Raw genomic sequence first — 22,089 nt, 5'->3', positions numbered from 1 at the left:
GTCGGCCCGCCGCAACCCCGCAAAGAGACAAGATGCCCGCAGTTTCCACCCTGACCCTGCGTCCTGATGCCTCGGGCATCGCCCGCGCCGCCCGGCTGCTGGCCGAGGGCGGGACCGTCGCCCTGCCGACGGAAACGGTCTATGGGCTGGCCGCCAATGCCCGCGACGGGGCGGCGGTGGCGCGGATCTATCAGGCCAAGGGGCGGCCGTCCTTCAACCCGCTGATCGTGCATTGCGCCGATATGGCGGCCGCCGCTCGGATCGGCCGGCTGGAGGGCGAGGCCGAGACGCTGGCCCGCGCCTTCTGGCCCGGGCCGCTGACGCTGGTGGTGCCGCTGCGTGCGGATGCCGGCATCGCCGGGATCGTGACGGCAGGGCTGGACAGCGTCGGGCTGCGGGTGCCGGCGCATAAGCTGGCGCAGGCGGTGCTGCGGGACTCGGGGCTGGCGCTGGCGATGCCCTCGGCCAACGCCTCGGGGCGGATCAGCCCGACCACGGCGGCGCATGTGCTGGACCCCGAGGGCGGGCTGGCGGGGCGCATCGCCGCGGTGCTGGACGGCGGCGCCTGCCCGGTCGGGGTCGAATCGACCATCATCGGCTGGCGGGACGGGGCGGCAGTGCTGCTGCGCCCCGGCGGCATCGCGGCCGAGGCTGTGGAATCGGTGCTGGGCCACCCCCTGGCCCGCGCCGCAGTGGGCGGGGATAAGCCCGATTCGCCGGGCCAGCTGCTCAGCCACTACGCCCCCGCGGCGCCGGTCCGGCTGGGCGCGCAGACGGCGCGGGCGGGCGAGACGCTGATCGGTTTCGGCCCGGTGGCGGGCGACCTGACGCTGTCGGCCTCGGGCGATCTGGCCGAGGCCGCCGCGCGGCTGTTCGACACGCTGCGCGCGGCCGACCGCCGCGGCCTGCCGATCGCGGTGGCCCCGATCCCGGCGCAGGGGCTGGGGCTGGCGATCAACGACCGGCTGGCCCGCGCGGCGGCGCCGCGGTGATCCGCGTGCCGCGCCATTGCGGCGGCGCGTCCCTGCGCCTAGCCTTGCGCCCATGACCGCCGAGCCGATCTGGAAGGGAACGCCGCTGGACGCCGCCACCGCGCTGGCGCTGCTGGACTGGCAGCGCGAGATGGGCGCGGACGAGCCGATCCTCGACGACCCCGTGGACCGCTACGCCGAGATTGCCCCCGCGCCCGCGCCGGCCAGCCCGCAGCCGGCGCTGTCCGGGATGCCTGCCGCCCCCGCCGCCGCGGCGCCCGCGCCCGAGATCGACCTGACCGCGCAGGCCACGGCGATGGCCGCCCGCGCCGGCAACCTGTCCGAACTGGCGGCGCTGATGCAGGATTTCGACGGGCTCGAGATCCGCCGCGGCGCCCGCAACTTCGTCTTTGCCGACGGCAACCCGGGCGCGCGGGTGATGATCCTGGGCGAGGCCCCGGGCGAGGAAGAGGACCGGCAGGGCCGCCCCTTCGTCGGCCGCGCCGGGCAGCTGCTGGACCAGATGTTCGCCGTCATCGGCCTGTCGCGGCAGGCGGTGGATGCCGAACACGCGCTCTACATCACCAACGTGCTGCCCTGGCGCCCGCCGGGCAACCGCCGCCCGGAGCAGGCGGAAATCGACGCGATGCTGCCCTTTGTCGCCCGCCACGTCGAGCTGGCGGCGCCGGATGTGCTGGTGCTGATGGGCAACACCCCCTGCCAGGCGGTGCTGGGGCAGCAGGGGATCCTGCGGCTTCGCGGGCAATGGACGCAAGGTTTCGGCCGCCCGGTGCTGCCGATGGCGCACCCCGCCTATGTGCTGCGCAACCCGATCGCCAAGCGCGATTCCTGGGCGGACCTGCTGTCGCTGCAGGCGCGGCTTCAGGCCGGCCCGCAGCCCTGATATTCGACCGCGCCGCCGGTCCCGTCGACCAGCGTCAGCCGCACGGCGCCCCGGTCCAGCGCAAACGGCTTGCCCGAGGGCGCCACGAAATCCGAGGTCGCGGTGATCCGCCCCCCGGCTTCGCTGAGCTCGGGCGCGGAGACCCAGATCTCGCCGCCGTCATGTTCCAGCGCCGCCGCGATCTCGTTGCCGCCGGTCGCGGGGGCCGAGACGGCGACGCGCAGCCCGTCCTCGATCTCGGTCACCCGGCAGTCCAGCAGCGCGGGCTGAGGCTGCGGCACCTGCGCCAGCGCGGCCTCGATCCCCGGGTCGGGGGTATCGGCCAGGGGCGGGGCGTCCAGCGTCAGATGCGCGGGGACGCAGATGCTTTCGCACAGGCCCAGCTCGACCCCGACCCGGCCGGTGACCGGGGCGCCGGGGGCTTCCGGTGTGATCTCGATCGGCAGCACCAGCGCGCCGTGATAGCCCAGCGTGCGCTCTCCGGCGGATTCGATGATCTCGGGCACCGGCCAGTGCAGCGTGGCGGCGCCGATGTTCCCGGCGCCGTCCCAGTCGAAGCCGGGCGGCACGCCGCTGTCGCCGGGGCTGCGCCAGTAGGTCTTCCACCCCGGCTGCAGCTCCAGCCGCAGCGCGGTCATCCAGGTGCCCTCGGCGGTGGGATAGGCGGGCAGCAGCCGGGCGGATTTCAGCCCGGGCGGCAGCTCCTGCGCGGCGACGGCGACAGGGGATGCCAGCAGCGCGGCCAGCAGCGGGGCGACAAGGGCGGCACGACATCTCATGCCCCCGATCTAGGTGCGGCGGCGGCGGGGGGAAAGTCACAACTGCGCCATGGACCTGCGGCAGCAGGGGCGCCTGCGGCCGGCCGGGCTTGCGCCGCGGGCGGCGGATGCCGATGTTGCAGGGGAAAGGATGCGCCATGACCGACCAATCGACGCCTGCCCCCGATGCCGCCGCCGACGCTCGCGGCGCCATCCCCCGCGACAATCTGACCGGCAAGGTGCTGATCGCGATGCCGGGGATGACCGACCCGCGCTTTTCCCACGCGGTGGTGCTGATCTGCGCGCACGGGGACGAGGGCGCGATGGGCATCGTGCTGAACAAGCCACTGCCCGGCATCGGTTTTGCCGAGCTGATGGACCAGCTGGGCATCCCGACCGAGGGCCGCGACCCGCTGGTGCCGGTGCATTTCGGCGGCCCGGTCGAGCCCGGGCGCGGCTTCGTGCTGCACCCGCTGCCCGAGGGCGTGCCCGATGACGAGGGCTCGGGCCGGGTCCGCATCGGCGGCCTGCCGCTGGGGGTCACCACCACCCGCAACATCCTGGAAGACATCGTGCAGGGCCGCGGCCCCGACCGGGCGGTGCTGTCGCTGGGCTATGCCGGCTGGGGCGCGGGCCAGCTGGAAAGCGAGATGCTGGCCAACGGCTGGCTGACCGCCGAGGCTCGCGACGAGCTGGTCTTCGGCGCCGACAACGCCCGCAAATGGCAGGATGCGCTGAAATCGCTGGGCGTGGACCCGCTGGCGCTGTCGTCGGCGGCGGGGCGGGCCTGAGAAGGGGGGCTTCGCCCCCCCGCCCCTGCGGGACTCCCCCCAGGATATTTTTTGCACCAAAGACGGCAGCAGGCGGCGAGGGGGGCAGACGGGCCCCCGGGCGACGGTGACGCTTGCCCGCCCGGCCCCGGTTTGCGATAGAGAACTCCAGTCGTGAACCGGAGGCCTGCCATGATGTTCCGCGCCCGCCACCTGCTTGGCGTCGAACAGCTCTCGCCCCCCGAGATCACCACGCTGCTCGACCTGGCCGAGACCTATGTCGCGCTGAACCGGCGCACGGTGAAACACGGTGACGCGCTGCAGGGGCTGACGCAGATCAACCTGTTCTTCGAGGCCTCGACCCGCACCCAGTCCAGCTTCGAGCTGGCCGGCAAGCGGCTGGGCGCGGATGTGATGAACATGGCCGTCGCCCAGTCCAGCGTGAAGAAGGGCGAAACCCTGATCGACACCGCGCTGACGCTGAACGCGATGCAGCCGGACCTGCTGGTGGTGCGCCACCCCCATTCCGGCGCGGTCAACCTGCTGGCGGAAAAGGTGAATTGCGCGGTGGTGAACGCCGGCGACGGGCGGCACGAGCACCCGACCCAGGCGCTGCTGGACGCGCTGACCATCCGCCGGGCCAAGGGGCGGCTGCACCGGCTGACCGTGGCGATCTGCGGCGACATTGCACATTCGCGGGTGGCGCGCTCCAACCTGATCCTGCTGGGCAAGATGGAAAACCGGGTGCGGCTGGTCGGGCCGGCGACGCTGATGCCCTCGGGCGCGGGCGAATGGGGCTGCGAGGTCCATCACGACATGGAGGAAGGGCTGCGCGACGCCGATGTGGTGATGATGCTGCGCCTGCAAAAGGAGCGGATGGACGGCGGTTTCATCCCTTCGGAACGCGAATATTACCACCGCTGGGGGCTGGACGCCGAGAAACTGGCGCTCGCCAAGCCCGACGCCATCGTCATGCACCCCGGCCCGATGAACCGCGGTGTGGAAATCGATGGCACCATCGCCGATGACATCAACCGCAGCGTGATCCAGCACCAGGTGGAAATGGGCGTGGCGGTGCGCATGGCCGCCATGGACCTGCTGGCGCGCAACCTGCGGGCCGAGCGCGGGGCGCGGGCGGCGGAGGAGGGGACCTATGTCTGAAGCCATGGCCCCTTCGTTGCGGCCGCATGGGTATTTGAACCAGAAAGAACTCCGGGCGCGTAAACCATGATCCTGCATTTCCAGAACGCCCGGCTGATCGACCCCGAGGCGCTGAGCGACGAACCCGGCAGCCTGACCGTCGAGGACGGCGTGATCGTGGCGCTGGATGACGATGCGCCCGAGGGTGCGCGGGTGATCGACTGCGACGGGCGCTGTCTTGCGCCCGGGATCGTCGATTGGGGCGTCAAGATCGGCGAGCCGGGCGAGCGGCACCGCGAATCCATGCGCTCGGCTGCGCTGGCGGCGGCGGCGGGCGGGGTGACCACGATCGTCGCGCGTCCCGACACGCTGCCCCCGATCGACACGCCGGAATCGCTCGAGTTCGTCACCCGCCGCGCCGCCGGGCAGCTGGTGCGCATCCGTCATCAGGCCGCCCTGACCCGCGGCCGCGAGGGGCGTGAGATGGTCGAGATGGGGTTCCTGCGCGACGTGGGCGCGCTGGCCTTTACCGACGGGGTGCGGTTGGTCGAGAATACCAAGCTGCTGTCGCGCTGCATGACCTATGCCCGCGACCTTGGCGCGCTGATCGTGGGCCATCCGCAGGATCCCGGGCTGTCGCGCGGGGCGGCGGCGACCAGCGGCAAGTTCGCCTCGCTCTACGGGCTGCCCTCGGTCACGCCGCTGGCGGAACGCATGGGGCTGGAGCGTGACCTTGCGCTGGTCGAGGCGACGGGGGTGCGCTGGCACGCCGACCAGATCACCACCGCCGATTCGCTGGTCGTGCTGGACCGGGCGCGGGCAGCGGGGCTGGATGTGACCGCGGGCACCTCGATCCACCATCTGACGCTGAACGAGTTCGACGTCGGCGACTATCGCACCTTCTTCCGTCTGACCCCGCCCCTGCGCTCCGAGGATGACCGCATTGCCATGGTCGAGGCGGTGGCCGAGGGCCGTATCGACGTGATCGGCAGTTTCCACACCCCCCAGGACGAAGAGGCCAAGCGCCTGCCCTTCGAGGTCGCGGCCCCGGGCGCGGTGGGGCTGGAAACCCTGCTGCCGGCGGCAATGCGGCTTTACCATCAGGGCGGCGTCGGGCTGGCGCAGCTGTGGCGGGCGATGTCGCTGAACCCGGCGCGGCGGCTGGGGCTGGATGCGGGGCGGCTGGCGGTGGGTGCGCCCGCCGATCTGGTGCTGTTCGACCCGGATGCGCCCTTCATCCTCGACCGTTTCGCCCTGCACTCCAAGTCCAAGAACACCCCCTTCGACGGCGCAAGGATGGAGGGGCGGGTGCTGGGCACCTGGGTCGGCGGCGCGCGGGTGTTCGGGAATGGCTGATGCGATGCTGCTGGGGGCGGCGGCGGGGCTGGGCTATCTGCTGGGCTCGGTGCCGTTCGGGGTGCTGCTGACCCGGGCGCTGGGGCTTGGCGATCTGCGTAGCATCGGCTCTGGCAATATCGGCGCGACCAATGTGCTGCGCACCGGCAACAAGGGCGCGGCGCTGGCCACGCTGCTGCTGGACGGCGGCAAGGGCGCCGCCGCGGTGCTGCTGGCGCGCTGGCTTGGGGGCGAGGGCGCGGCGCTGGTCGCAGGGGGCGCGGCGTTCCTGGGCCATCTCTACCCGGTCTGGCTGGGGTTCCGCGGCGGTAAGGGCGTCGCCACCTTTCTGGGCACGGTGATTGCGCTGGCCTGGCCGCTGGGGCTGGGGCTCTGCGCGATCTGGCTGCTGACCGCGGCGCTCAGCCGCATCTCGTCGCTGTCGGCGCTGGTGGCGGCGGCATCGGCGCCGGTGCTGGCGCTCGCAACAGGGCAGCTCGGGCTGGCGGCGGTGACGCTGTTCATGGCGGCGCTGATCTTCCTGCGCCACCACGAGAACATCGCCCGGCTGCGGGCGGGGACCGAGCCGCGGATCGGCGGCGGCAAGCGCCGCGGCTAGCGGCGGTGCAGCTGCGCCTCGACCGCCTCGGCGGTGCGGCGGGTGTTGTGGTAGATGCCGATCTGCAGATAGATGAACCCGGCGATCAGGGTCAGGTTGATGAACCCGCCCACCAGCACCATGATGAGCGAATGCAGGCCGCCGGCCGGGTGGTTCATCGAGATCACGGCGGCGGCAATGATCCCGATCGCGGCAATGACCACGATCACATCGACAAGCCGTTCCAGCCAGCGGACAAAGAAATCGCGCATGGGCCCCATCCTTCTGCTACGCAGGGGTGAAAGCGGGGCGCCGCGGAATGGTTCCGCCGTGCCTCCGAACACCCCCACGTACCGGGCTTCGGGCGGTCGCAAATATCCCGGGGGTCCGGGGGCTGGCCCCCGGTCCGGCGGGGCCGCTCAGCGCGTCGGTACCGGGGTTTCGCCGCGATAGTCGTAGAAGCCGCGGCCGGTCTTGCGGCCCAGCCAGCCGGCCTCGACATATTTCACCAAGAGCGGGCAGGGGCGGTATTTGGTGTCGGCCAGCCCGTCGTGCAGCACGTTCATGATCGCCAGGCAGGTGTCCAGCCCGATGAAATCGGCCAGCTCCAGCGGGCCCATCGGGTGATTCGCCCCCAGCTTCATCGATTCGTCGATGGAACGGACGTTGCCCACGCCCTCGTACAGCACATAGACCGCCTCGTTCATCATCGGCACCAGGATCCGGTTCACGATGAAGGCGGGGAAATCCTCGGCGCTGGCGGCGGTCTTGCCCAGGGAAGCGACGACGCCGACCAGCGTCTGATAGGTGTCCTCGTTGGTGGCGATGCCGCGGATCAGCTCGACCAGCTGCATCACCGGCACCGGGTTCATGAAGTGGAACCCCATGAATTTTTCTGGCCGGTCGGTGCGGCTGGCCAGCCGGGTGATCGAGATCGACGAGGTGTTCGAGGTCAGGATCGTGTCGGGCTTGAGATGCGGCAGCACCGATTCGAAGATCTTGTTCTTGACGTCCTCGCGCTCGGTCGCGGCCTCGATGACCAGATCGGTGGCGCCGATGTCGGCCATGTCGGTGGTGGTGCGGATGCGGGCCATGGCGGCGGCCTTGTCCTCGGCCGAGACCTTGCCGCGGCTGACCTGCCGGTCGAGGTTCTTGTCGATCGTCGCGACCGCCGCCTGCATAGCCTCGGCCGAGATGTCGTTCAGCAGCACGTCATACCCGGCCAGCGCGAAGACATGGGCGATCCCGTTGCCCATCTGCCCGGCGCCGATCACGCCCACCGATTGCACCGCCATGCGCCATTCTCCCTTGGAATACTGCGCGACGATAGGGCCGGCAGGGCTGGGTGTTCAACCAGTAACCGCCCGGGCCGGTGGCGCCGGGCGGAAACTGCGGTCTTGTCCGGGCTCAGACCTTCTCGGTCAGTTCCGGCAGGACTGTGAAGATATCGCCGACCAGGCCGTAGTCTGCGATCTGGAAGATGGGTGCTTCCTCGTCCTTGTTGATGGCGACGATGACCTTGCTGTCCTTCATGCCCGCCAAGTGCTGGATCGCGCCCGAGATGCCGGCGGCGATGTAGAGCTCGGGGGCCACCACCTTGCCGGTCTGCCCGACCTGCCAGTCGTTCGGGGCATAGCCCGAATCGACCGCGGCGCGGGAGGCGCCGACCGCGGCGCCCAGCTTGTCGGCCAGCGCCTCGATCAGGGCGAAGTTCTCCTTCGAGCCCACCGCGCGCCCGCCCGAGACGATGCGCTTGGCCGAGGTCAGTTCGGGGCGGTCCGAGGCCGCCACCTTGTCCTCGACCCAGGACGACAGGCCCGGGTCCTCGGCCAGTGCCGCGTCGGAAACCGCGGCCGCGCCGCCCTCGGCCGCCGCGTCGAAGCTGGCGGTGCGGATGGTCAGCACCTTCTTGGCATCCGCGGATTTCACCGTCTGGATGGCGTTGCCGGCATAGATCGGGCGGGCGAAGGTGTTGGCGTCGACCACCTCCATCACGTCCGAGATCACCATCACGTCCAAGAGCGCCGCCACCCGCGGCATCACGTTCTTGGCGTCGGTGGTGGCCGGCGCCGCGATGTGGCTGTAATCGCCCGCAAGGCTGACCAGCAGCGCCGCGGTCGGCTCGGCCAGGCGATGGCCGTAGCGCGCATCCTCGGCGACCAGCACTTTCGCCACGCCCGCGATCTTCGCCGCATCCTGCGCCGCCCCTGCGGCCGAGGCCCCGGCGCAGAGCACCGTCACCTCGCCCAGCGGCGCCAGGGCCTTGACCGCCTTGGCGGTGGCGTCGCGGTTCAGTTGCCCATCCGTCACTTCGCCCAGCAGCAGAACCGCCATCACACCACCCCCGCTTCTTTCAGCTTCGCCACCAGCTCGTCGACCGAGCCGACCTTGATCCCGGCCTTGCGGCCCTCGGGCTCGCGCACCGACACCACCGTCAGCCGCGGGGTGACGTCGACGCCGTAATCGGCGGCGGTCTTTTCATCCAGCGGCTTCTTCTTGGCCTTCATGATGTTGGGCAGCGAGGCATAGCGCGGCTCGTTCAGCCGCAGGTCGGCGGTGACCACCGCCGGCAGCTTGACCGAGATGGTCTGCAGCCCGCCGTCGACCTCGCGGGTGACCTTGGCAGCATCGCCCTCGATCGCCACTTCAGACGCAAAGGTCGCCTGCCCCCAGCCCAGCAGCGCCGACAGCATCTGCCCGGTCGCGTTCATGTCGTTGTCGATCGCCTGCTTGCCGGCGATCACCAGCCCGGGCTGTTCTTCCTCGACCACCTTGGCCAGGATCTTGGCCACCGCCAGCGGCTCGATGTCCTGGTGTACGTCGTCGGCGGCCACCACCAGGATGCCGCGGTCGGCGCCCATGGCGAGCGCCGTGCGGATGGTCTCGGCCGCCTGCTTGACGCCGATCGACACCACCACGATCTCGGACGCCGCCCCCTTCTCCTTCAGACGGATCGCCTCTTCCACCGCGATCTCGTCGAACGGGTTCATCGACATCTTCACGTTCGCGAGGTCAACCCCCGACCCATCGGCCTTAACACGAGCCTTGACGTTGTAGTCAATCACCCGCTTGACCGGAACGAGAACCTTCATTCGGCTGCTCTCCCTGTTTCATGATCCCATGACATGCGGCGCATGGCTTAGCGGTCGCCGGGGCTGGTTTAAAGCCCCTTTGCGCGGCTGCAAGCGACATTCGCCGTCTTGCGGCGGACTGGCGCAGTCACCGCGCGGCAGTTCACCCCGCCGCCGGCTTGCCCCCGCGCGAGGCGCCGGGCACCCACAGCACGTCGCCGGTGTCGGCATTGGCCACCCGCGCGGCGACGAACATCCAGTCGGACAGCCGGTTGAGGTATTTCACCGCCACCGGGTTGGCATCGCCCCCCTGCGCCAGTTCCGTCGCCCGCCGCTCCGCCCGCCGCGCCACCGTGCGGCACAGATGCAGATGCGCCGCCAGCACCGAGCCCCCGGGCAGGATGAAGCTGCGCAGCGGCGACAGCGCCGCGTTCATGGCGTCGATCTCGGCTTCCAGCCGGTCGACCTGTTCCTGCACGGTGCGCAGCACCGGATAGGGGGCGTCGCCGTCGCGGTCCATATGCGGGCGCGACAGGTCGGCGCCCAGGTCGAACAGCTCGTTCTGGATCACCGCCAGCTGCTCGGCCAGCGGCCCGTCGGCATGCAGCCGCGCCAGCCCCAGCGTGGCGTTCAGCTCGTCCACGGTGCCGTAGGCCTCGACCCGCGGGTCGTGCTTGGCGACGCGCGATCCGTCCGACAGCGCGGTGTCGCCCTTGTCGCCGGTGCGGGTGTAGATGCGGTTCAGAACGACCATGTTCAGCCCCTCAGCCAGATGAAGATCAGGATCAGCGCCACCGCCACCGCCTGCGCGATGAGCCGCCAGCGCATCATGCGGTTGCCGTGCTTGCGGTTGAAATCGCCACCGCGGGCAAAGCCGCCGATGCCGACCATCAGGATCACCGTGACCACGAGGATCGCGAGCGCCGCGAGGATGAAGAGGGGCTGGTCCTGCATGGGAATGGGTGCCTTTCGCTGGCGGCGACACTAGCTGCGCCGCGCGAACCAGTCCAGAGCCGCGGTGGGCAGCAGCCTTCGCCCGATCTCCGCCATGGTGGTGGGTCGGGTCAGCCGGTAGCGGGCGCGGGGCCGCGGCGCTTCCAGCGCGCGCAGGATCACGGCGCTGGCGGCCGCGGCCGGCAGCTCGAACCGGTCCTTGCCGCCGGGTTCATAGAGCCGCCGCAGCAGGCTGTCGCGGTATTGCCCGGCGCGGGGGCTGGCCTGCCAGTCGATCCAGCGTTCGAAATGCGGGATGGAATTGGCGCGGATGCGACTAGTGATCGGGCCGGGCTGGATCAGGATCACCCGGATGCCGGTGCCCTCCATCTCGATGCGCAGCACATCGGTCAGCCCCTCCAGCGCGAATTTCGTCGCCACATAGGCGCCGCGCCAGGGGATGCCGACCAGCCCCAGCACCGAGCTGACATTGACGATGCGCCCGGCGCCGCGGTCGCGGAAATGCGGGATCATGCGGCGGGTCAGGTCGTGGGTGCCGAACAGATTGGCCTCGAAGATCGCGCGCAGCCCGTCGCGGGGCAGATCCTCGACCGCGCCGGGCAGGGCAAAGGCGGCGTTGTTCACCAGCGCGTCGACGGGGCCGAGCTCCAGCGCCTTTTGCGCGCAGGCGGCGACGCTGCCCGGGTCCGACAGGTCCAGCGGCAGCGCCAGCATCCCCTCGGCCCGGCGGGCGGCCAGGTCCTGTTCACGGCGGCAGGTGGCGATGACGCGCCAGCCCGCGCGGCCCAGGTGGCGCGCGGCATCCAGCCCGATGCCGGACGAGCAGCCGGTGATCAGGACGCTGCGCAAATCTCAGCCGGGGAAGGCGGCGGTCAGCACGTCGCTGCGCACGAAGCCGACCCGCCCGGCCCGGTCGCGGACCTTGACGAAATCGCCCTCGGTCTCGCCCATGGGCAGCAGCGGCGCGCCATAGGGCAGGATATGCAGGATACCCGAGGCATTGTCGGGCTTGGCCTTCAGCGCCTGATGCGGGCGGGCGACATATTGCAGGGCGGTGTCCGCCGCCTCGTCCGCGCCGCGGCCCATGAACCCCGCCGACATCACCGCCGGACCCGGAGCGACCGGGTCGCCGCTGGTCCCGATCAGGAACAGCAGCGCAAAGGTCGAGGTGAGGGCGAGGGCAATCAGGCGGAACATGGCGATTTAGGCTGGCTGGCGGCTGTTGGCTTCGGGGCGACGGAATGCCGGTTGCGGCGGTGGATTACCATGCAGAACCCGGCTTGCGGGGGCCGCGTTCCCTGGATCCGTTGCAGTTCCGCCATTCGTGACCGGCTCTGTGGCGGAATTGCCACTATTCGGCGGTCTGGACCGGAACCCGGCGCAGGCGTAGTCAGGCGCCATGAGCAAAGACCCACACGACACGCCGCGCGATCCCGACGACTCCGGCCCCGAGGCCGAGGCCGCGAACGGCGACGCGACGACCTCGGAAACGCTCAGCCGCGCGATCGGCGAGCGCTATCTGACCTATGCGCTGTCCACGATCATGCACCGGGCGCTGCCCGACGCCCGCGACGGGCTGAAGCCGGTCCACCGCCGCATCCTTTACGCGATGCGCGAGCTGCGGCTGTCGCCGACCGGGGCGTTCCGCAAGTCGGCCAAGATTTCCGGCGACGTGATGGGGAACTATCACCCGCATGGCGACAGCGCGATCTATGACGCGATGGCGCGGCTCGCCCAGCCTTTCGTGATGCGCTATCCGCTGGTGGACGGGCAGGGGAACTTTGGTTCGATCGACGGCGACAGCCCCGCCGCCAGCCGCTATACCGAGGCCCGCCTGACCGCCGCGGCCGAGGCGCTGATGGAGGGGCTGGCCGAAAACGCGGTCGATTTCCGCCCCAACTACGACGGCACGCTGGAAGAGCCCGCGGTGCTGCCCGCCGCCTTCCCGAACCTGCTGTGCAACGGCGCCAGCGGCATCGCGGTGGGGATGGCGACCAATATCCCGCCCCACAACCTGCACGAGGTGGTGGACGCCTGCCTGCATCTGATCAAGTCGCCTGAGGCCCGCGACGAGACCCTGATGACCATCATGCCCGGCCCGGATTTCCCCACCGGCGGCGTGCTGGTCGAGGATGCGGCGACGCTGGCCGAGGCTTACCGCACCGGCCGCGGGTCGATGCGCCTGCGCGCGCGCTGGGTGATCGAGGATCTGGGCCGCGGCACCTGGCAGATCGTGGTCACCGAGATCCCCTATCTGGTGCAGAAATCCAAGCTGATCGAGCGTCTGGCCGAGCTGGTGCTGACCAAGAAGATCCCGATCCTCGCCGATGTGCGCGACGAATCGGCCGAGGACATCCGCATCGTGCTGGAACCCCGCGCCCGCAGCGTCGATCCGGCGCAGCTGATGGCGGCACTGTTCAGGGTCAGCGACCTGGAAACCCGGTTCAGCCTGAACATGAACGTGCTGATCGACGGCCGCACCCCCAAGGTCTGTTCGCTCAAGGAGGTGCTGCGCGCCTTTCTGGACCACCGGCGCGAGGTGCTGCTGCGCCGCTCGACCCACCGGCTGGAAAAGATCGCGGCGCGGCTCGAGGTGCTGGACGGCTATATCGTCGCCTATCTGAACCTCGACCGGGTGATCGAGATCATCCGCCACGAGGACGACCCCAAGGCGGTGATGATGGCCGAGTTCGGCCTGTCCGAGCTGCAGGTCGAGGCGATCCTGAACATGCGCCTGCGCGCCCTGCGCAAGCTCGAGGAAATCGAACTGCGGGCCGAGCGCGACCGGCTTGCCGAGGAACGCGAGGGGCTGCTGGCGCTGGTCGCCGACCCGGCGCTGCAATGGGGGCGCATCGCCTCGGAACTGCGCGAGATCCGCGGGCTGTTCGGCAAGTCGAACCCCGCCGGCGTCCGCCGGACCGAGATCACCGCGTCAGAGGACGTGCAGCCGCTGGACATGGACGCGATGATCGAGCGCGAGCCGGTCACCGTGATCCTGTCGCGCATGGGCTGGATCCGCGCGGTCAAGGGCCACCAGCCGCTGGATGCGGAACTCAAGTTCCGCGACGGCGACGGCCCCTTCATGGCGCTGCACGCGGAAACCACCGACAAGCTGATGGTATTCGGCGCCAACGGCCGCTTCTACACGCTGCCCGCGAACAACCTGCCCGGCGGGCGGGGGCTGGGCGAGCCTCTGCGGCTGATGATCGACCTGCCCAACGACGCCGCGGTGCTGGACATGTTCCCCTGGCGCGAGGATCAGCAGTTCGTCGTCGCCTCGAAGGCCGGCGACGGCTTCGTCGTGAACGCGACCGACATCCTGGCCCAGACCCGCAGCGGCAAGCAGGTGCTGAACGGCGAGGCGTTGCTGGTGCGCCGGGTCGAGGGCGACCACCTGGCCGTGGTGGGCGAGAACCGCAAGCTGCTGGTGTTCCCGCTGTCCGAGCTGCCGGAAATGGCCCGCGGCAAGGGCGTGCGCCTGCAGAAGTTCAAGGACGGCGGGCTGTCGGATGCGAAATGCATCACGCTGTCGGCCGGGTTGTCCTGGCTGGACCCGGCCGGGCGCACCCGCACGGAATCCGACCTGTCGGAATGGCTGGGCAAGCGCGCCAGCGCCGGCCGCATGGCCCCGCGCGGCTTCCCCCGCGACAACCGTTTCACCTGACACAAAGGGCCGCCCGGTGGGCGGCCCTGTTCGTTGCGACGGGCTTCGTTGCGACGGGCGCGGGCGGCTTAATCGTCGCGCCGCACCAGCTTCCAGCCGGTCAGCATCGGCCGCACCAGATCCTCGCGCTTCCAGAAGCGATAGAACAGGATCACGCCGACATGCAGGATCACCAGCAGCAGGATCAGCACCGCGCCCAGATTGTGCCAGCCCACCGCCGCGCGCGAGGTCGCCTGGCTGACCTGCCCGGCCAGCGGCCCGACGTTGATGAAATCATCCGGGTCCGAGACCAGCCCCGACCCGACCTGCGCCGCCAGCACCAGCAGCATGGCGATCACCGACAGCGCCCCCAGCGGGTTGTGCCCCGGCCAGTAGGACGGCACCCGCCGGAACATGCCGCGCGCATAGCGCAGCATCTTGCCCGGCCCGGTCAGGAAATGGCGGAACCGGGCGGGCTTTGGGCCGACGAAGCCCCAGATCAGCCGGAACACCAGCAGCCCCGCCACCGCATAGCCGCACCAGAAATGCAGCCACATGTTCGCGGGGCCGAACTTGCCCAGCACCCACGCGGCGATCACGAAGAACGCCAGCAGCCAGTGGAACGCCCGCAGCGCCGGATCCCACAGCTTTTCGCGGACCGGCTCCATCCCGGTCACTTGGCGCGATAGTTGTCGTGGCAGGCCTTGCAGGTGCCGCCCAGCGACTGGACCACCGCGCCGACCTGCGCCTGCCCGCCCTTGACGCCCTCGGGCGCAGCCGCGGCTGCGACCTTGAAGTCCTCGTGCTTGGCGCGCACGTCGTCGAGGTTGTCCCACAGCTTGGGCAGGGAATGGCTGCCCTCGACCTGGCCCTGCGCGGTGTCGGGCAGGAAATGCATCTCGACCTCGTAATTGCCCAGGGCGGCCAGGTTGTTGGCGTGGAACACCGCCTGCGCCTCGTCATAGGCGACGTCACCCTTGGCCATGGCGGCCAGCGGTCCCATGTTGGCCGAGATCGCGGCCATGTAGCCCTGCCGCGCCTTGAGCGCGTCCTGCACGGCGCTGTCGTCCTGCGCGAGCGCAAGGGCGGGGGTCACGGCAAATGCGGCGGCGAGGATCAGGCGCATCTCATGGCTCCTTAAAAAATGTAAAAGCGCCGCCAAAATGATGGCTCCGCCCCCGAGGCTCAAGCGTGAAGCGCGGCGCGCGCATCACGAAGTCGTCAGCCGGATTTTACCCAGAGCCTTGAAATGACACGGGCATCCGCGGGGCTTTCCCGGCGCGGCCGGGGCTGCAGAGGCGGGGCGCGCACCCCCTGGTGGCGACCCCGCGAGCGGACGGTTTCCCGCCCTCTGGCTGGGGTGCCGCAATGCTGCCGCAGTCCCGCGCCCGCCGCACGCGCCCGCCTTGATTTTCCAGCGACTCACTTATAGATCGCGGCGATGTTTACGCGAGGCGCGTCGTCCAGCCGGCCCGCCCGACGATCAGGAGGCCACGATGGCAAAGGCAAAATTCGAACGCACGAAACCGCACGTCAACATCGGGACGATCGGTCACGTTGACCACGGCAAGACGACGACGACGGCTGCGATCACGAAATACTTCGGCGATTTCAAGGCCTACGACCAGATCGACGGCGCGCCCGAGGAGAAGGCGCGGGGGATCACCATCTCGACCGCGCATGTCGAGTATGAAACCGACGCGCGCCACTATGCCCACGTCGACTGCCCCGGCCACGCCGACTACGTCAAGAACATGATCACCGGCGCGGCGCAGATGGACGGCGCCATCCTGGTGGTGAACGCCGCTGACGGCCCGATGCCGCAGACGCGCGAGCACATCCTGCTGGGCCGCCAGGTCGGCATCCCCTACATGGTCGTCTATCTGAACAAGGTCGACCAGGTGGACGACCCGGAACTGCTGGAGCTGGTCGAGATGGAGGTGCGCGAGCTGCTGTCCTCCTACGACTACCCCGGCGACGATGTGCCGATCATCAAGGGCTCGGCGCTGGCGGCGCTGGAAGGCCGCGACCCGGAAATCGGCGAGAACTCGATCCGCGAGCTGCTGAAGGCGGTGGACGACTACATCCCGACCCCCGAGCGGGCGGTGGACCTGCCGTTCCTGATGCCGATCGAGGACGTGTTCTCGATCTCGGGCCGCGGCACCGTGGTGACGGGCCGGGTCGAGCGCGGCGCGGTCAACGTCGGTGACGAGCTGGAAATCGTCGGCATCCGCCCGACCAAGAAGACCACCTGCACCGGGGTCGAGATGTTCCGCAAGCTGCTGGACCGCGGCGAGGCCGGCGACAACATCGGCGCGCTGCTGCGCGGCATCGACCGCGACGGCGTCGAGCGCGGGCAGGTGCTGTGCAAGCCGGGTTCGGTGAAGCCGCACACCAAGTTCGAGGCCGAGGCCTATATCCTGACCAAGGAAGAGGGCGGCCGCCACACCCCGTTCTTCGCCAACTACCGGCCGCAGTTCTACTTCCGCACCACCGACGTGACCGGAACGGTGAAGCTGCCGGAAGGCACCGAGATGGTGATGCCGGGCGACAACCTGAAGTTCGAGGTCGAGCTGATCGCCCCGATTGCGATGGAAGAAAAACTGCGCTTCGCCATCCGCGAAGGCGGCCGCACCGTCGGCGCCGGCGTGGTCTCGAAGATCATCGAGTGATCTAAGGGGCAACCGCCCCAAGGACAGCGCGACACAGGCCCGCCCCCGAAAACGGGGCGGGCTTTTTCTTGATGCTCTAGTTGGCGTTCATTCCTGTAATAAGGTTCCGTGAATCGAGAACCTGTTTCCAGTAACTCTCTCGCTGGATTACGAGATTATCGTCGGTCCGCGAATCCATGTGTTCGAGCAGGGCAAACTTGAAGTTGCGCCGGCAGTAGCCAAGGTCGTGGTCGCGCAGCAGCTCGACCATCTCGGAATTGCCGCCGTGTCCGAGCTGAATATAAGTTTTCCAGCGCGACCAGATCCCCCATTCTCCGTAAGCTGACCCAACATACCGCCGCTGCGTACAGGTGTCGGTAACTAGATAAACGCCTTTCACGTGCGAGAGTGCGGTGGCCCAATCGGGACTGTCGTTCCGGACCAATCCCTCGAGTTCGTGGAAGTCCAAGTTCACGGAATGATAACCTGGAAAGGCCCGGCCTGAATATCGCCGGGCCAGAACCTCGGTAATGATGAAGTGGGCGTAATGGTTTTCAAGGTTCAGCCTTGTCCCCCGTTGCCTGTGGATGCGATGCAGATTGAGCCGCGCCACCGCACCACTCAATTCACCTGTCAGCTGGACCTGATAATGGGGGCGGCCGTCCGCCCTGATCCCTTTTCCGGTAACGGCCCAGATTCCTCCGAACATCCAGATATCGTTCTGCTCTGGAACCTGAGCAAGCGAAAAGATGTATGGTCTGTTGAAATCATCCCGGTGTGGATGCCATTCCTGCCACTGCCGCCACTCATCCATGCTTCTTGCGAGAACGTGAAGCGGATGCGTCTCACCGTTCCACCGGGCGAAGTGCACCTTGTAATCGGTGAGTGAGGCCGGGTGCCAAATATCCGAAAGTGTCAGGGTCGCGGTCATTGTGCCTTCCTGCTGTGCGGCTCTGCCTCCAGCATGACCGAAAATCACGCCAAGGCCATGGTGTCCCCCAGCTGCAGCCTGCCATTGTGGTGGGCGATTGCGCTCCACTCTCCGTTCGCCCATTCTCGCGCGGGAATGGAGGCCCCCAATGACCCACCACTGTCTGTTCTGCCGCATCGCGCGGGGCGAATTGCCCGCTCATCTTGTTCACGAGGATGACGAGGTGATGGCCTTTCTCGACCTGCACCCGATCCGCGCCGGTCATGCGCTGGTCATCCCTCGGGCGCATCATGTCTGGTTCGAGGATATTCCGGCGCCGCTGGCTGCGCGGGTGATGGAGGTCAGCCAGATGCTGTCGCGGCGGATGAAGCGGCTTTACGGGGTCGAGCGGGTGGCGATGTTCTTTACCGGCATCCATGTGCCGCACGCCCATGCCCATGTGGTGCCGATGCATCATGTCCATGACGTGACCTCGCAGGTCTACCTGGCCGAGGGGGTCGACGGCTACACCACCCCGCCGATGCTGCCTGCGGACGAGATGGCGGGGATCGCGCGCGCCCTGTCGCGGGACTAGGGGATGCCGGCCGGCTTCCTCGACCCCGCGGTGCTGCATCCGATGCGGTTTCCCGACGGGCGGGTGAACCGGGGGCTGGTGCATCTGGCACGCGCCATCGACCATCCGAATATCCGGGTGGGGGATTTCACCTATGCCTCGGCCTTCGATCCGCCCGCGGACTGGGCGGCGCGGCTGGCGCCCTATCTCTACCCCGGCGCGCCCGAGCGGCTGCAGATCGGGCGGTTCTGCCAGATCGCGGACGGGGTGCGGATCATCACCGCCTCGGCCAACCATCCGATGGCGGGGATCAGCACCTATCCGTTTGCGATCTTCGACCATCGGCGGGTGGGGGATTACATCGACCAGATCACCGGGCTGCCGGACACGGTGATCGGCCATGACGTTTGGATCGGGGACGGCGCCACCGTCCTGCCGGGCGCGCGGATCGGCAGCGGGGTGATCATCGGCGCCGGCGCGGTTGTCGGCGGGACGGTGCCGGATTATGTCGTCGTCGCCGGCAACCCGGCCCGCATCATCCGCCACCGCTTCGACGCCGGGACGGTGGCGCGGCTGCTGGCGCTGGCGTGGTGGGACTGGCCTGCCGCGCAGGTCGCACGGGCGACGGCGGCGCTGGCGCGGGGTGACGTGGCGGCGCTGGCGGAACTCGCCCCCTGACGCAGCGCGTTCGCGGCAACGGGACAACGGAAAGGACGACCATGTTCAGCTGGTTCGAGCGCCGGCTCGATCCCTATCCGCAGGACAGGCCGCGGATGCCGCCGCGGACGCTGACCGGGTTCGTGCTGCATTATTCGCGGGGCGCGCTGCCGTGGCTGGTGCTGCTGGCGGCGGCCTCGGGGCTGATCGCCGCGCTCGAGGTGGTGCTGTTCGGCTATCTGGGCGACCTGGTGAACCGGCTGGCCGACACGCCGCGGGCCGAGTTCTGGGCGGTCGAGGGGCCGCGGCTGTGGCGGATGGCGGCGCTGCTGCTGCTGGTGCTGCCGGCGCTGAACATCCTGGGCGCGCTGGTCATGCACCAGACGCTGCTGGGCAATTTCCCGCAGCGCATCCGCTGGCAGGCGCATCGCTATCTGCTGCGCCAGTCGATGGGATATTTCCAGGACGAGTTCGCCGGGCGGATCGCCACGCGGCTGATGCAGACCGCGCTGGCGGTGCGCGAGGTCGCGATGAAGCTGATGGACGTGGCGGTCTATGTGCTGGTCTATTTCGCGGGGGCGCTGTGGCTGGCGGCCTCGCAGGACTGGCGGCTGGCGCTGCCGTTCGCGGCCTGGGGGCTGGGCTACGGGGCGCTGCTGTGGGTGCTGATCCCGCGGCTGGGCCGCGCGGCCGAGGCGCAGGCGGGCGCGCGCGCCGGGATGACCGGGCGTATCGTCGATGCCTATACCAACATCGCCACGGTCAAGCTGTTCAGCCACTCGGCCCGCGAGGAAGCCCATGCCCGCGAATCGATGGACGAGTTCCTGGGCACCGTGCATTGGCAGATGCGGCTGTCGGCGGCGCAGGACATGGTGCTGAACCTGCTCAACCATGTGCTGGTCGCGGTGACGGCGGCGCTGGGGCTGTGGCTGTGGACCCGCGGCGCGATCGAGGTGGGGGCGCTGGCGGTGGCGGTGCCGCTGGCGATGCGGCTGAACAACATGAGCCACTGGATCATGTGGGAGTTCGCGGCGCTGTTCGAGAATATCGGCACCGTGCGCGACGGCATTGCCGGGCTGGCGCTGCCGCGGATGGTGGTCGATGCGCCGGACGCGCAGCCCTTGCGGGTGACCGCCGGGGCGGTGCGGTTCCGCGACGTGACCTTCCGCTATGATGCCGCCCCGGGCGAGCGGCCGATGGCGGTGCTGGACGGGCTGACGCTGGACATCGCGCCGGGCGAGCGGATCGGGCTGGTCGGGCGCTCGGGGGCCGGGAAATCCACGCTGATCAACCTGCTGCTGCGCTTCCACGACGTAGAATCGGGGCGGATCGAGATCGACGGGCAGGATATTTCGCAGGTCACGCAGGATTCGCTGCGCGCCGCCATCGGGGTGGTGACGCAGGATTCGGGGCTGCTGCACCGCTCGGTCCGCGACAACATCGCCTATGGCCGCCCCGAAGCCTCGGGCGCCGAGATCGAGGCCGCGGCCACGGCGGCCGAGGCCGCCGGCTTCATCCCGCATCTGGCCGATGCGCAGGGGCGCAAGGGGCTGGACGCGCATGTGGGCGAACGGGGCGTCAAGCTGTCGGGCGGCCAACGCCAGCGCATCGCCATCGCAAGGGTGGCGCTGAAGGACGCGCCGATCCTGGTGCTGGACGAGGCCACCAGCGCGCTCGACAGCGAGGTCGAGGCCGCGATCCAGTCGCAGCTGGAGCGGCTGATGGCCGGCAAGACCGTGATCGCCATCGCCCACCGCCTGTCCACCATCGCGGCGATGGACCGGCTGGTGGTGATGGACGAAGGCCGGATCGTCGAGCAGGGCACCCATGCCGAGCTGCTGGCGGCAGGAGGGCTTTATGCGCGGCTGTGGAACCGGCAGTCGGGCGGGTTCCTGACCGACACGGACGGGGGCTGAGGCCGGGATGTTGCGGCCGGGGGCAGTGCGCTCCCCGGCATTGCCGTGGCCTTTCTCGCTGAAAATGTCCCACCGGATCATCCGGCGGGACAACAGCCTTGTGGGCTTTTTTCCGATCCGCCTCTTGTTCCGGGCGCTCGGAAGCCCGCGAGGATATTTGGGGCAAGATGAAGGCAGCGGCGCCGTGGCGCGCGCATTTCCGGCTTGCGTGCGCGTGCGTCCTGTCTTAATCGGACGGCGGCCTAGGGGTATAGCTCAGTTGGTAGAGCATCGGTCTCCAAAACCGAGGGTCGGGGGTTCGAGTCCCTCTGCCCCTGCCAGTTCCCGCACATTGGAAGCTGCCGCATGTCGCTGACCATCCATGTCGGCGCGCACAAGACCGCCACCACTCATCTGCAGCAGACATTGCAGGCGCTGGCGCCCGCGATGCTGGCGGCGGGAATCCATTACAGCGGCCCGCAGCAATGGCGCGGCGGGCTGGCACGGCTGGGGCCGGTGCTGGGGGCGGGGATGGCGCAAGGGCGGCAGCGCCGGCGGCTGCGCTGGCGGCTGGACCGCATCGCCGAGACCTGGCCCGAGGTGGTGATTTCCGAGGAAAACATCCTGGGCAGCCTGCGGCGCGAGGGGCTGATGGGGCCGGGCCATCTGGTCTATCCCGATGCGGCGCCACGGCTGCGGCGGCTCTTGGGGATGCTGCGGCACCGGCCCGCGACGCTGTGCCTGGCGGTGCGCGAGCCCTCGGCGCTGCTGGCCTCGGCGTTCTCCATGCAGTTGCAGGGCGGATTCGAGCGGGAGCTCTACGCCTATCTGGCCGGGTTCGACCCTGCCGCCCTGTCGTGGGCGGGTCTGGCCCGGCGGCTGTTGTCGCTGCGCGGCGTGGCGCGGCTGGTGGTGTGGCGCTACGAGGATTACGCCGCGCTGCGCCCGCGCATCCTGGCGCAGTTCCTGCCGCAGACGCTGGCGGCGCAGGCCGGCGACCCCGAGGCGGCGGTGGTCGGGCTGTCGCAGCCGGCCTGGCAGCATCTGCAGGCGCAGGGGTTGCAGCGCCCCGCGGCCGAGATCGCGCAGCTGGCGCAAGAGGCCAAGGCGCTGTTCCCGCGCGGCCCCGGGGCGCCGGCGCTGGCGCCGTTCGATGCCGCCACCGTGGCGCGCAGCCGCGCGGCCTATGCGGCCGACCTGACGCGGCTGGCGGCGCTGCCCGGGGTGGTGCTGCTGTCGCCCTGAGGGCCGGCGCGCT

At 69.5% G+C, this 22,089-nt stretch carries 24 protein-coding genes and 1 tRNA gene; 13 read left to right on the top strand and 12 right to left on the bottom strand.

The annotated features are described in order from the left end of the window. Positions 1 to 32 precede the first annotated feature (32 nt). On the top strand, positions 33 to 992 hold the full coding sequence (locus RSP45_RS09765) for an L-threonylcarbamoyladenylate synthase (RefSeq protein ID WP_415391778.1): 960 nt from the start codon (positions 33 to 35) through the stop codon (positions 990 to 992). A 52-nt stretch (positions 993 to 1,044) separates the two neighbouring features. Next, positions 1,045 to 1,875 (top strand): uracil-DNA glycosylase, encoded by an 831-nt coding sequence (locus tag RSP45_RS09760; protein ID WP_415391777.1) that lies wholly within the window; start codon positions 1,045 to 1,047, stop codon positions 1,873 to 1,875. Here the strand turns inward: RSP45_RS09760 and RSP45_RS09755 are convergent. Next, a complete protein-coding gene (locus RSP45_RS09755) occupies positions 1,854 to 2,654 on the bottom strand; it encodes a protein-disulfide reductase DsbD domain-containing protein (protein ID WP_415391776.1) in 801 nt (266 codons plus the stop codon). The two genes, RSP45_RS09760 and RSP45_RS09755, sit on opposite strands and share 22 nt — an antisense overlap. 137 nt (positions 2,655 to 2,791) lie before the next feature. Between RSP45_RS09755 and RSP45_RS09750 the strand changes: the two genes are divergently transcribed. The 4 genes from RSP45_RS09750 (at position 2,792) to plsY (ending at position 6,497) form a co-directional block, all read left to right on the top strand. After that, complete coding sequence (locus tag RSP45_RS09750) at positions 2,792 to 3,424, top strand: YqgE/AlgH family protein (protein ID WP_415391775.1); 633 nt, start codon at positions 2,792 to 2,794, stop codon at positions 3,422 to 3,424. A 171-nt stretch (positions 3,425 to 3,595) separates the two neighbouring features. Beyond that, positions 3,596 to 4,564 carry an aspartate carbamoyltransferase catalytic subunit gene (locus tag RSP45_RS09745; protein ID WP_073065513.1) on the top strand — a complete coding sequence of 323 codons (969 nt, stop codon included), beginning with the start codon at positions 3,596 to 3,598 and terminating at the stop codon, positions 4,562 to 4,564. Between the two features lie 66 nt (positions 4,565 to 4,630). After that, entirely contained in the window at positions 4,631 to 5,899 is a 1,269-nt protein-coding gene (pyrC, locus tag RSP45_RS09740; protein ID WP_415391774.1) for a dihydroorotase, read from the top strand. Beyond that, a complete protein-coding gene (gene plsY / locus RSP45_RS09735; RefSeq protein WP_415391773.1) occupies positions 5,892 to 6,497 on the top strand; it encodes a glycerol-3-phosphate 1-O-acyltransferase PlsY in 606 nt (201 codons plus the stop codon). Before pyrC ends, plsY begins: the two co-directional genes overlap by 8 nt. Here the strand turns inward: plsY and RSP45_RS09730 are convergent. The 8 genes from RSP45_RS09730 to RSP45_RS09695 form a co-directional block, all read right to left on the bottom strand. Beyond that, positions 6,494 to 6,748, bottom strand: coding sequence for a hypothetical protein (locus RSP45_RS09730; protein WP_415391772.1), 255 nt, complete (start codon positions 6,746 to 6,748; stop codon positions 6,494 to 6,496). The two genes, plsY and RSP45_RS09730, sit on opposite strands and share 4 nt — an antisense overlap. Positions 6,749 to 6,895: 147 nt before the next feature. Then, entirely contained in the window at positions 6,896 to 7,771 is an 876-nt protein-coding gene (locus tag RSP45_RS09725; RefSeq protein WP_415391771.1) for a 3-hydroxybutyryl-CoA dehydrogenase, read from the bottom strand. A 112-nt stretch (positions 7,772 to 7,883) separates the two neighbouring features. Beyond that, positions 7,884 to 8,810 (bottom strand): electron transfer flavoprotein subunit alpha/FixB family protein, encoded by a 927-nt coding sequence (locus RSP45_RS09720; RefSeq protein WP_415391770.1) that lies wholly within the window; start codon positions 8,808 to 8,810, stop codon positions 7,884 to 7,886. Beyond that, on the bottom strand, positions 8,810 to 9,568 hold the full coding sequence (locus RSP45_RS09715) for an electron transfer flavoprotein subunit beta/FixA family protein (protein WP_415391769.1): 759 nt from the start codon (positions 9,566 to 9,568) through the stop codon (positions 8,810 to 8,812). The genes RSP45_RS09720 and RSP45_RS09715 overlap by 1 nt, the downstream gene beginning before the upstream one ends. Before the next feature lie 142 nt (positions 9,569 to 9,710). After that, the gene (locus RSP45_RS09710; RefSeq protein WP_073068857.1) at positions 9,711 to 10,301 is read right to left on the bottom strand and encodes a cob(I)yrinic acid a,c-diamide adenosyltransferase; all 591 of its coding nucleotides are present in this window, start codon (positions 10,299 to 10,301) and stop codon (positions 9,711 to 9,713) included. A gap of 2 nt (positions 10,302 to 10,303) precedes the next feature. Beyond that, positions 10,304 to 10,501 (bottom strand): twin transmembrane helix small protein, encoded by a 198-nt coding sequence (locus tag RSP45_RS09705; RefSeq protein WP_415391768.1) that lies wholly within the window; start codon positions 10,499 to 10,501, stop codon positions 10,304 to 10,306. A gap of 30 nt (positions 10,502 to 10,531) precedes the next feature. Then, complete coding sequence (locus RSP45_RS09700) at positions 10,532 to 11,350, bottom strand: SDR family NAD(P)-dependent oxidoreductase (RefSeq protein ID WP_415391767.1); 819 nt, start codon at positions 11,348 to 11,350, stop codon at positions 10,532 to 10,534. A 3-nt stretch (positions 11,351 to 11,353) separates the two neighbouring features. Beyond that, on the bottom strand, positions 11,354 to 11,698 hold the full coding sequence (locus RSP45_RS09695; protein ID WP_073068860.1) for an SH3 domain-containing protein: 345 nt from the start codon (positions 11,696 to 11,698) through the stop codon (positions 11,354 to 11,356). A gap of 202 nt (positions 11,699 to 11,900) precedes the next feature. Between RSP45_RS09695 and parC the strand changes: the two genes are divergently transcribed. Further along, positions 11,901 to 14,165 (top strand): DNA topoisomerase IV subunit A, encoded by a 2,265-nt coding sequence (gene parC, locus RSP45_RS09690; RefSeq protein WP_415391766.1) that lies wholly within the window; start codon positions 11,901 to 11,903, stop codon positions 14,163 to 14,165. A 68-nt stretch (positions 14,166 to 14,233) separates the two neighbouring features. Here the strand turns inward: parC and RSP45_RS09685 are convergent, their stop codons facing one another. Both RSP45_RS09685 and RSP45_RS09680 read right to left on the bottom strand, forming a co-directional pair. Beyond that, on the bottom strand, positions 14,234 to 14,812 hold the full coding sequence (locus RSP45_RS09685) for a cytochrome b/b6 domain-containing protein (protein ID WP_415391765.1): 579 nt from the start codon (positions 14,810 to 14,812) through the stop codon (positions 14,234 to 14,236). A gap of 5 nt (positions 14,813 to 14,817) precedes the next feature. Then, complete coding sequence (locus RSP45_RS09680; RefSeq protein ID WP_415391764.1) at positions 14,818 to 15,270, bottom strand: c-type cytochrome; 453 nt, start codon at positions 15,268 to 15,270, stop codon at positions 14,818 to 14,820. Between the two features lie 370 nt (positions 15,271 to 15,640). Between RSP45_RS09680 and tuf the strand changes: the two genes are divergently transcribed. After that, a complete protein-coding gene (gene tuf, locus RSP45_RS09675) occupies positions 15,641 to 16,816 on the top strand; it encodes an elongation factor Tu (RefSeq protein ID WP_415391763.1) in 1,176 nt (391 codons plus the stop codon). A 76-nt stretch (positions 16,817 to 16,892) separates the two neighbouring features. On the opposite strand, the gene RSP45_RS09670 is transcribed toward tuf, so the two are convergent. Beyond that, on the bottom strand, positions 16,893 to 17,726 hold the full coding sequence (locus RSP45_RS09670; RefSeq protein ID WP_415391762.1) for a GIY-YIG nuclease family protein: 834 nt from the start codon (positions 17,724 to 17,726) through the stop codon (positions 16,893 to 16,895). Positions 17,727 to 17,874: 148 nt separating this feature from the next. Here RSP45_RS09670 and RSP45_RS09665 point away from each other — a divergent pair, with 148 nt between their 5' ends. The 5 genes from RSP45_RS09665 to RSP45_RS09645 all read left to right on the top strand — a co-directional run bounded on the left by RSP45_RS09665 (position 17,875) and on the right by RSP45_RS09645 (position 22,076). After that, positions 17,875 to 18,300: an HIT family protein gene (locus RSP45_RS09665; protein WP_415391761.1), complete on the top strand. Its 426-nt coding sequence runs from the start codon at positions 17,875 to 17,877 to the stop codon at positions 18,298 to 18,300. A gap of 3 nt (positions 18,301 to 18,303) precedes the next feature. Then, positions 18,304 to 18,957: a CatB-related O-acetyltransferase gene (locus RSP45_RS09660; protein WP_415391760.1), complete on the top strand. Its 654-nt coding sequence runs from the start codon at positions 18,304 to 18,306 to the stop codon at positions 18,955 to 18,957. Positions 18,958 to 18,998: 41 nt separating this feature from the next. Next, positions 18,999 to 20,852 (top strand): ABC transporter ATP-binding protein, encoded by a 1,854-nt coding sequence (locus RSP45_RS09655; protein WP_415391759.1) that lies wholly within the window; start codon positions 18,999 to 19,001, stop codon positions 20,850 to 20,852. 244 nt (positions 20,853 to 21,096) lie between these two features. Further along, positions 21,097 to 21,172: transfer RNA gene (locus tag RSP45_RS09650), tRNA-Trp, on the top strand. A gap of 25 nt (positions 21,173 to 21,197) precedes the next feature. Beyond that, positions 21,198 to 22,076 carry a hypothetical protein gene (locus RSP45_RS09645; RefSeq protein WP_415391758.1) on the top strand — a complete coding sequence of 293 codons (879 nt, stop codon included), beginning with the start codon at positions 21,198 to 21,200 and terminating at the stop codon, positions 22,074 to 22,076. Positions 22,077 to 22,089 lie beyond the last annotated feature (13 nt).

The organism is Paracoccus sp. SJTW-4, from assembly GCF_047716885.1.
GTDB lineage: Bacteria > Pseudomonadota > Alphaproteobacteria > Rhodobacterales > Rhodobacteraceae > Paracoccus > Paracoccus solventivorans.
This window is presented reverse-complemented; position numbering and strand designations above follow the sequence as displayed.

What these genes read in the sequence shown, in the direction of transcription:
- RSP45_RS09765 (WP_415391778.1), top strand. Translation starts at nt 33, where the DNA reads ATGCCCGCAGTTTCCACCCTGACCCTGCGTCCTGATGCCTCGGGCATC.
- RSP45_RS09760 (WP_415391777.1), top strand. Translation starts at nt 1,045, where the DNA reads ATGACCGCCGAGCCGATCTGGAAGGGAACGCCGCTGGACGCCGCCACC.
- RSP45_RS09755 (WP_415391776.1), bottom strand. Translation starts at nt 2,654, where the DNA reads ATGAGATGTCGTGCCGCCCTTGTCGCCCCGCTGCTGGCCGCGCTGCTG.
- RSP45_RS09750 (WP_415391775.1), top strand. Translation starts at nt 2,792, where the DNA reads ATGACCGACCAATCGACGCCTGCCCCCGATGCCGCCGCCGACGCTCGC.
- RSP45_RS09745 (WP_073065513.1), top strand. Translation starts at nt 3,596, where the DNA reads ATGATGTTCCGCGCCCGCCACCTGCTTGGCGTCGAACAGCTCTCGCCC.
- pyrC (WP_415391774.1), top strand. Translation starts at nt 4,631, where the DNA reads ATGATCCTGCATTTCCAGAACGCCCGGCTGATCGACCCCGAGGCGCTG.
- plsY (WP_415391773.1), top strand. Translation starts at nt 5,892, where the DNA reads ATGGCTGATGCGATGCTGCTGGGGGCGGCGGCGGGGCTGGGCTATCTG.
- RSP45_RS09730 (WP_415391772.1), bottom strand. Translation starts at nt 6,748, where the DNA reads ATGCGCGATTTCTTTGTCCGCTGGCTGGAACGGCTTGTCGATGTGATC.
- RSP45_RS09725 (WP_415391771.1), bottom strand. Translation starts at nt 7,771, where the DNA reads ATGGCGGTGCAATCGGTGGGCGTGATCGGCGCCGGGCAGATGGGCAAC.
- RSP45_RS09720 (WP_415391770.1), bottom strand. Translation starts at nt 8,810, where the DNA reads ATGGCGGTTCTGCTGCTGGGCGAAGTGACGGATGGGCAACTGAACCGC.
- RSP45_RS09715 (WP_415391769.1), bottom strand. Translation starts at nt 9,568, where the DNA reads ATGAAGGTTCTCGTTCCGGTCAAGCGGGTGATTGACTACAACGTCAAG.
- RSP45_RS09710 (WP_073068857.1), bottom strand. Translation starts at nt 10,301, where the DNA reads ATGGTCGTTCTGAACCGCATCTACACCCGCACCGGCGACAAGGGCGAC.
- RSP45_RS09705 (WP_415391768.1), bottom strand. Translation starts at nt 10,501, where the DNA reads ATGCAGGACCAGCCCCTCTTCATCCTCGCGGCGCTCGCGATCCTCGTG.
- RSP45_RS09695 (WP_073068860.1), bottom strand. Translation starts at nt 11,698, where the DNA reads ATGTTCCGCCTGATTGCCCTCGCCCTCACCTCGACCTTTGCGCTGCTG.
- parC (WP_415391766.1), top strand. Translation starts at nt 11,901, where the DNA reads ATGAGCAAAGACCCACACGACACGCCGCGCGATCCCGACGACTCCGGC.
- RSP45_RS09685 (WP_415391765.1), bottom strand. Translation starts at nt 14,812, where the DNA reads ATGGAGCCGGTCCGCGAAAAGCTGTGGGATCCGGCGCTGCGGGCGTTC.
- RSP45_RS09680 (WP_415391764.1), bottom strand. Translation starts at nt 15,270, where the DNA reads ATGCGCCTGATCCTCGCCGCCGCATTTGCCGTGACCCCCGCCCTTGCG.
- tuf (WP_415391763.1), top strand. Translation starts at nt 15,641, where the DNA reads ATGGCAAAGGCAAAATTCGAACGCACGAAACCGCACGTCAACATCGGG.
- RSP45_RS09670 (WP_415391762.1), bottom strand. Translation starts at nt 17,726, where the DNA reads ATGACCGCGACCCTGACACTTTCGGATATTTGGCACCCGGCCTCACTC.
- RSP45_RS09665 (WP_415391761.1), top strand. Translation starts at nt 17,875, where the DNA reads ATGACCCACCACTGTCTGTTCTGCCGCATCGCGCGGGGCGAATTGCCC.
- RSP45_RS09660 (WP_415391760.1), top strand. Translation starts at nt 18,304, where the DNA reads ATGCCGGCCGGCTTCCTCGACCCCGCGGTGCTGCATCCGATGCGGTTT.
- RSP45_RS09655 (WP_415391759.1), top strand. Translation starts at nt 18,999, where the DNA reads ATGTTCAGCTGGTTCGAGCGCCGGCTCGATCCCTATCCGCAGGACAGG.
- RSP45_RS09645 (WP_415391758.1), top strand. Translation starts at nt 21,198, where the DNA reads ATGTCGCTGACCATCCATGTCGGCGCGCACAAGACCGCCACCACTCAT.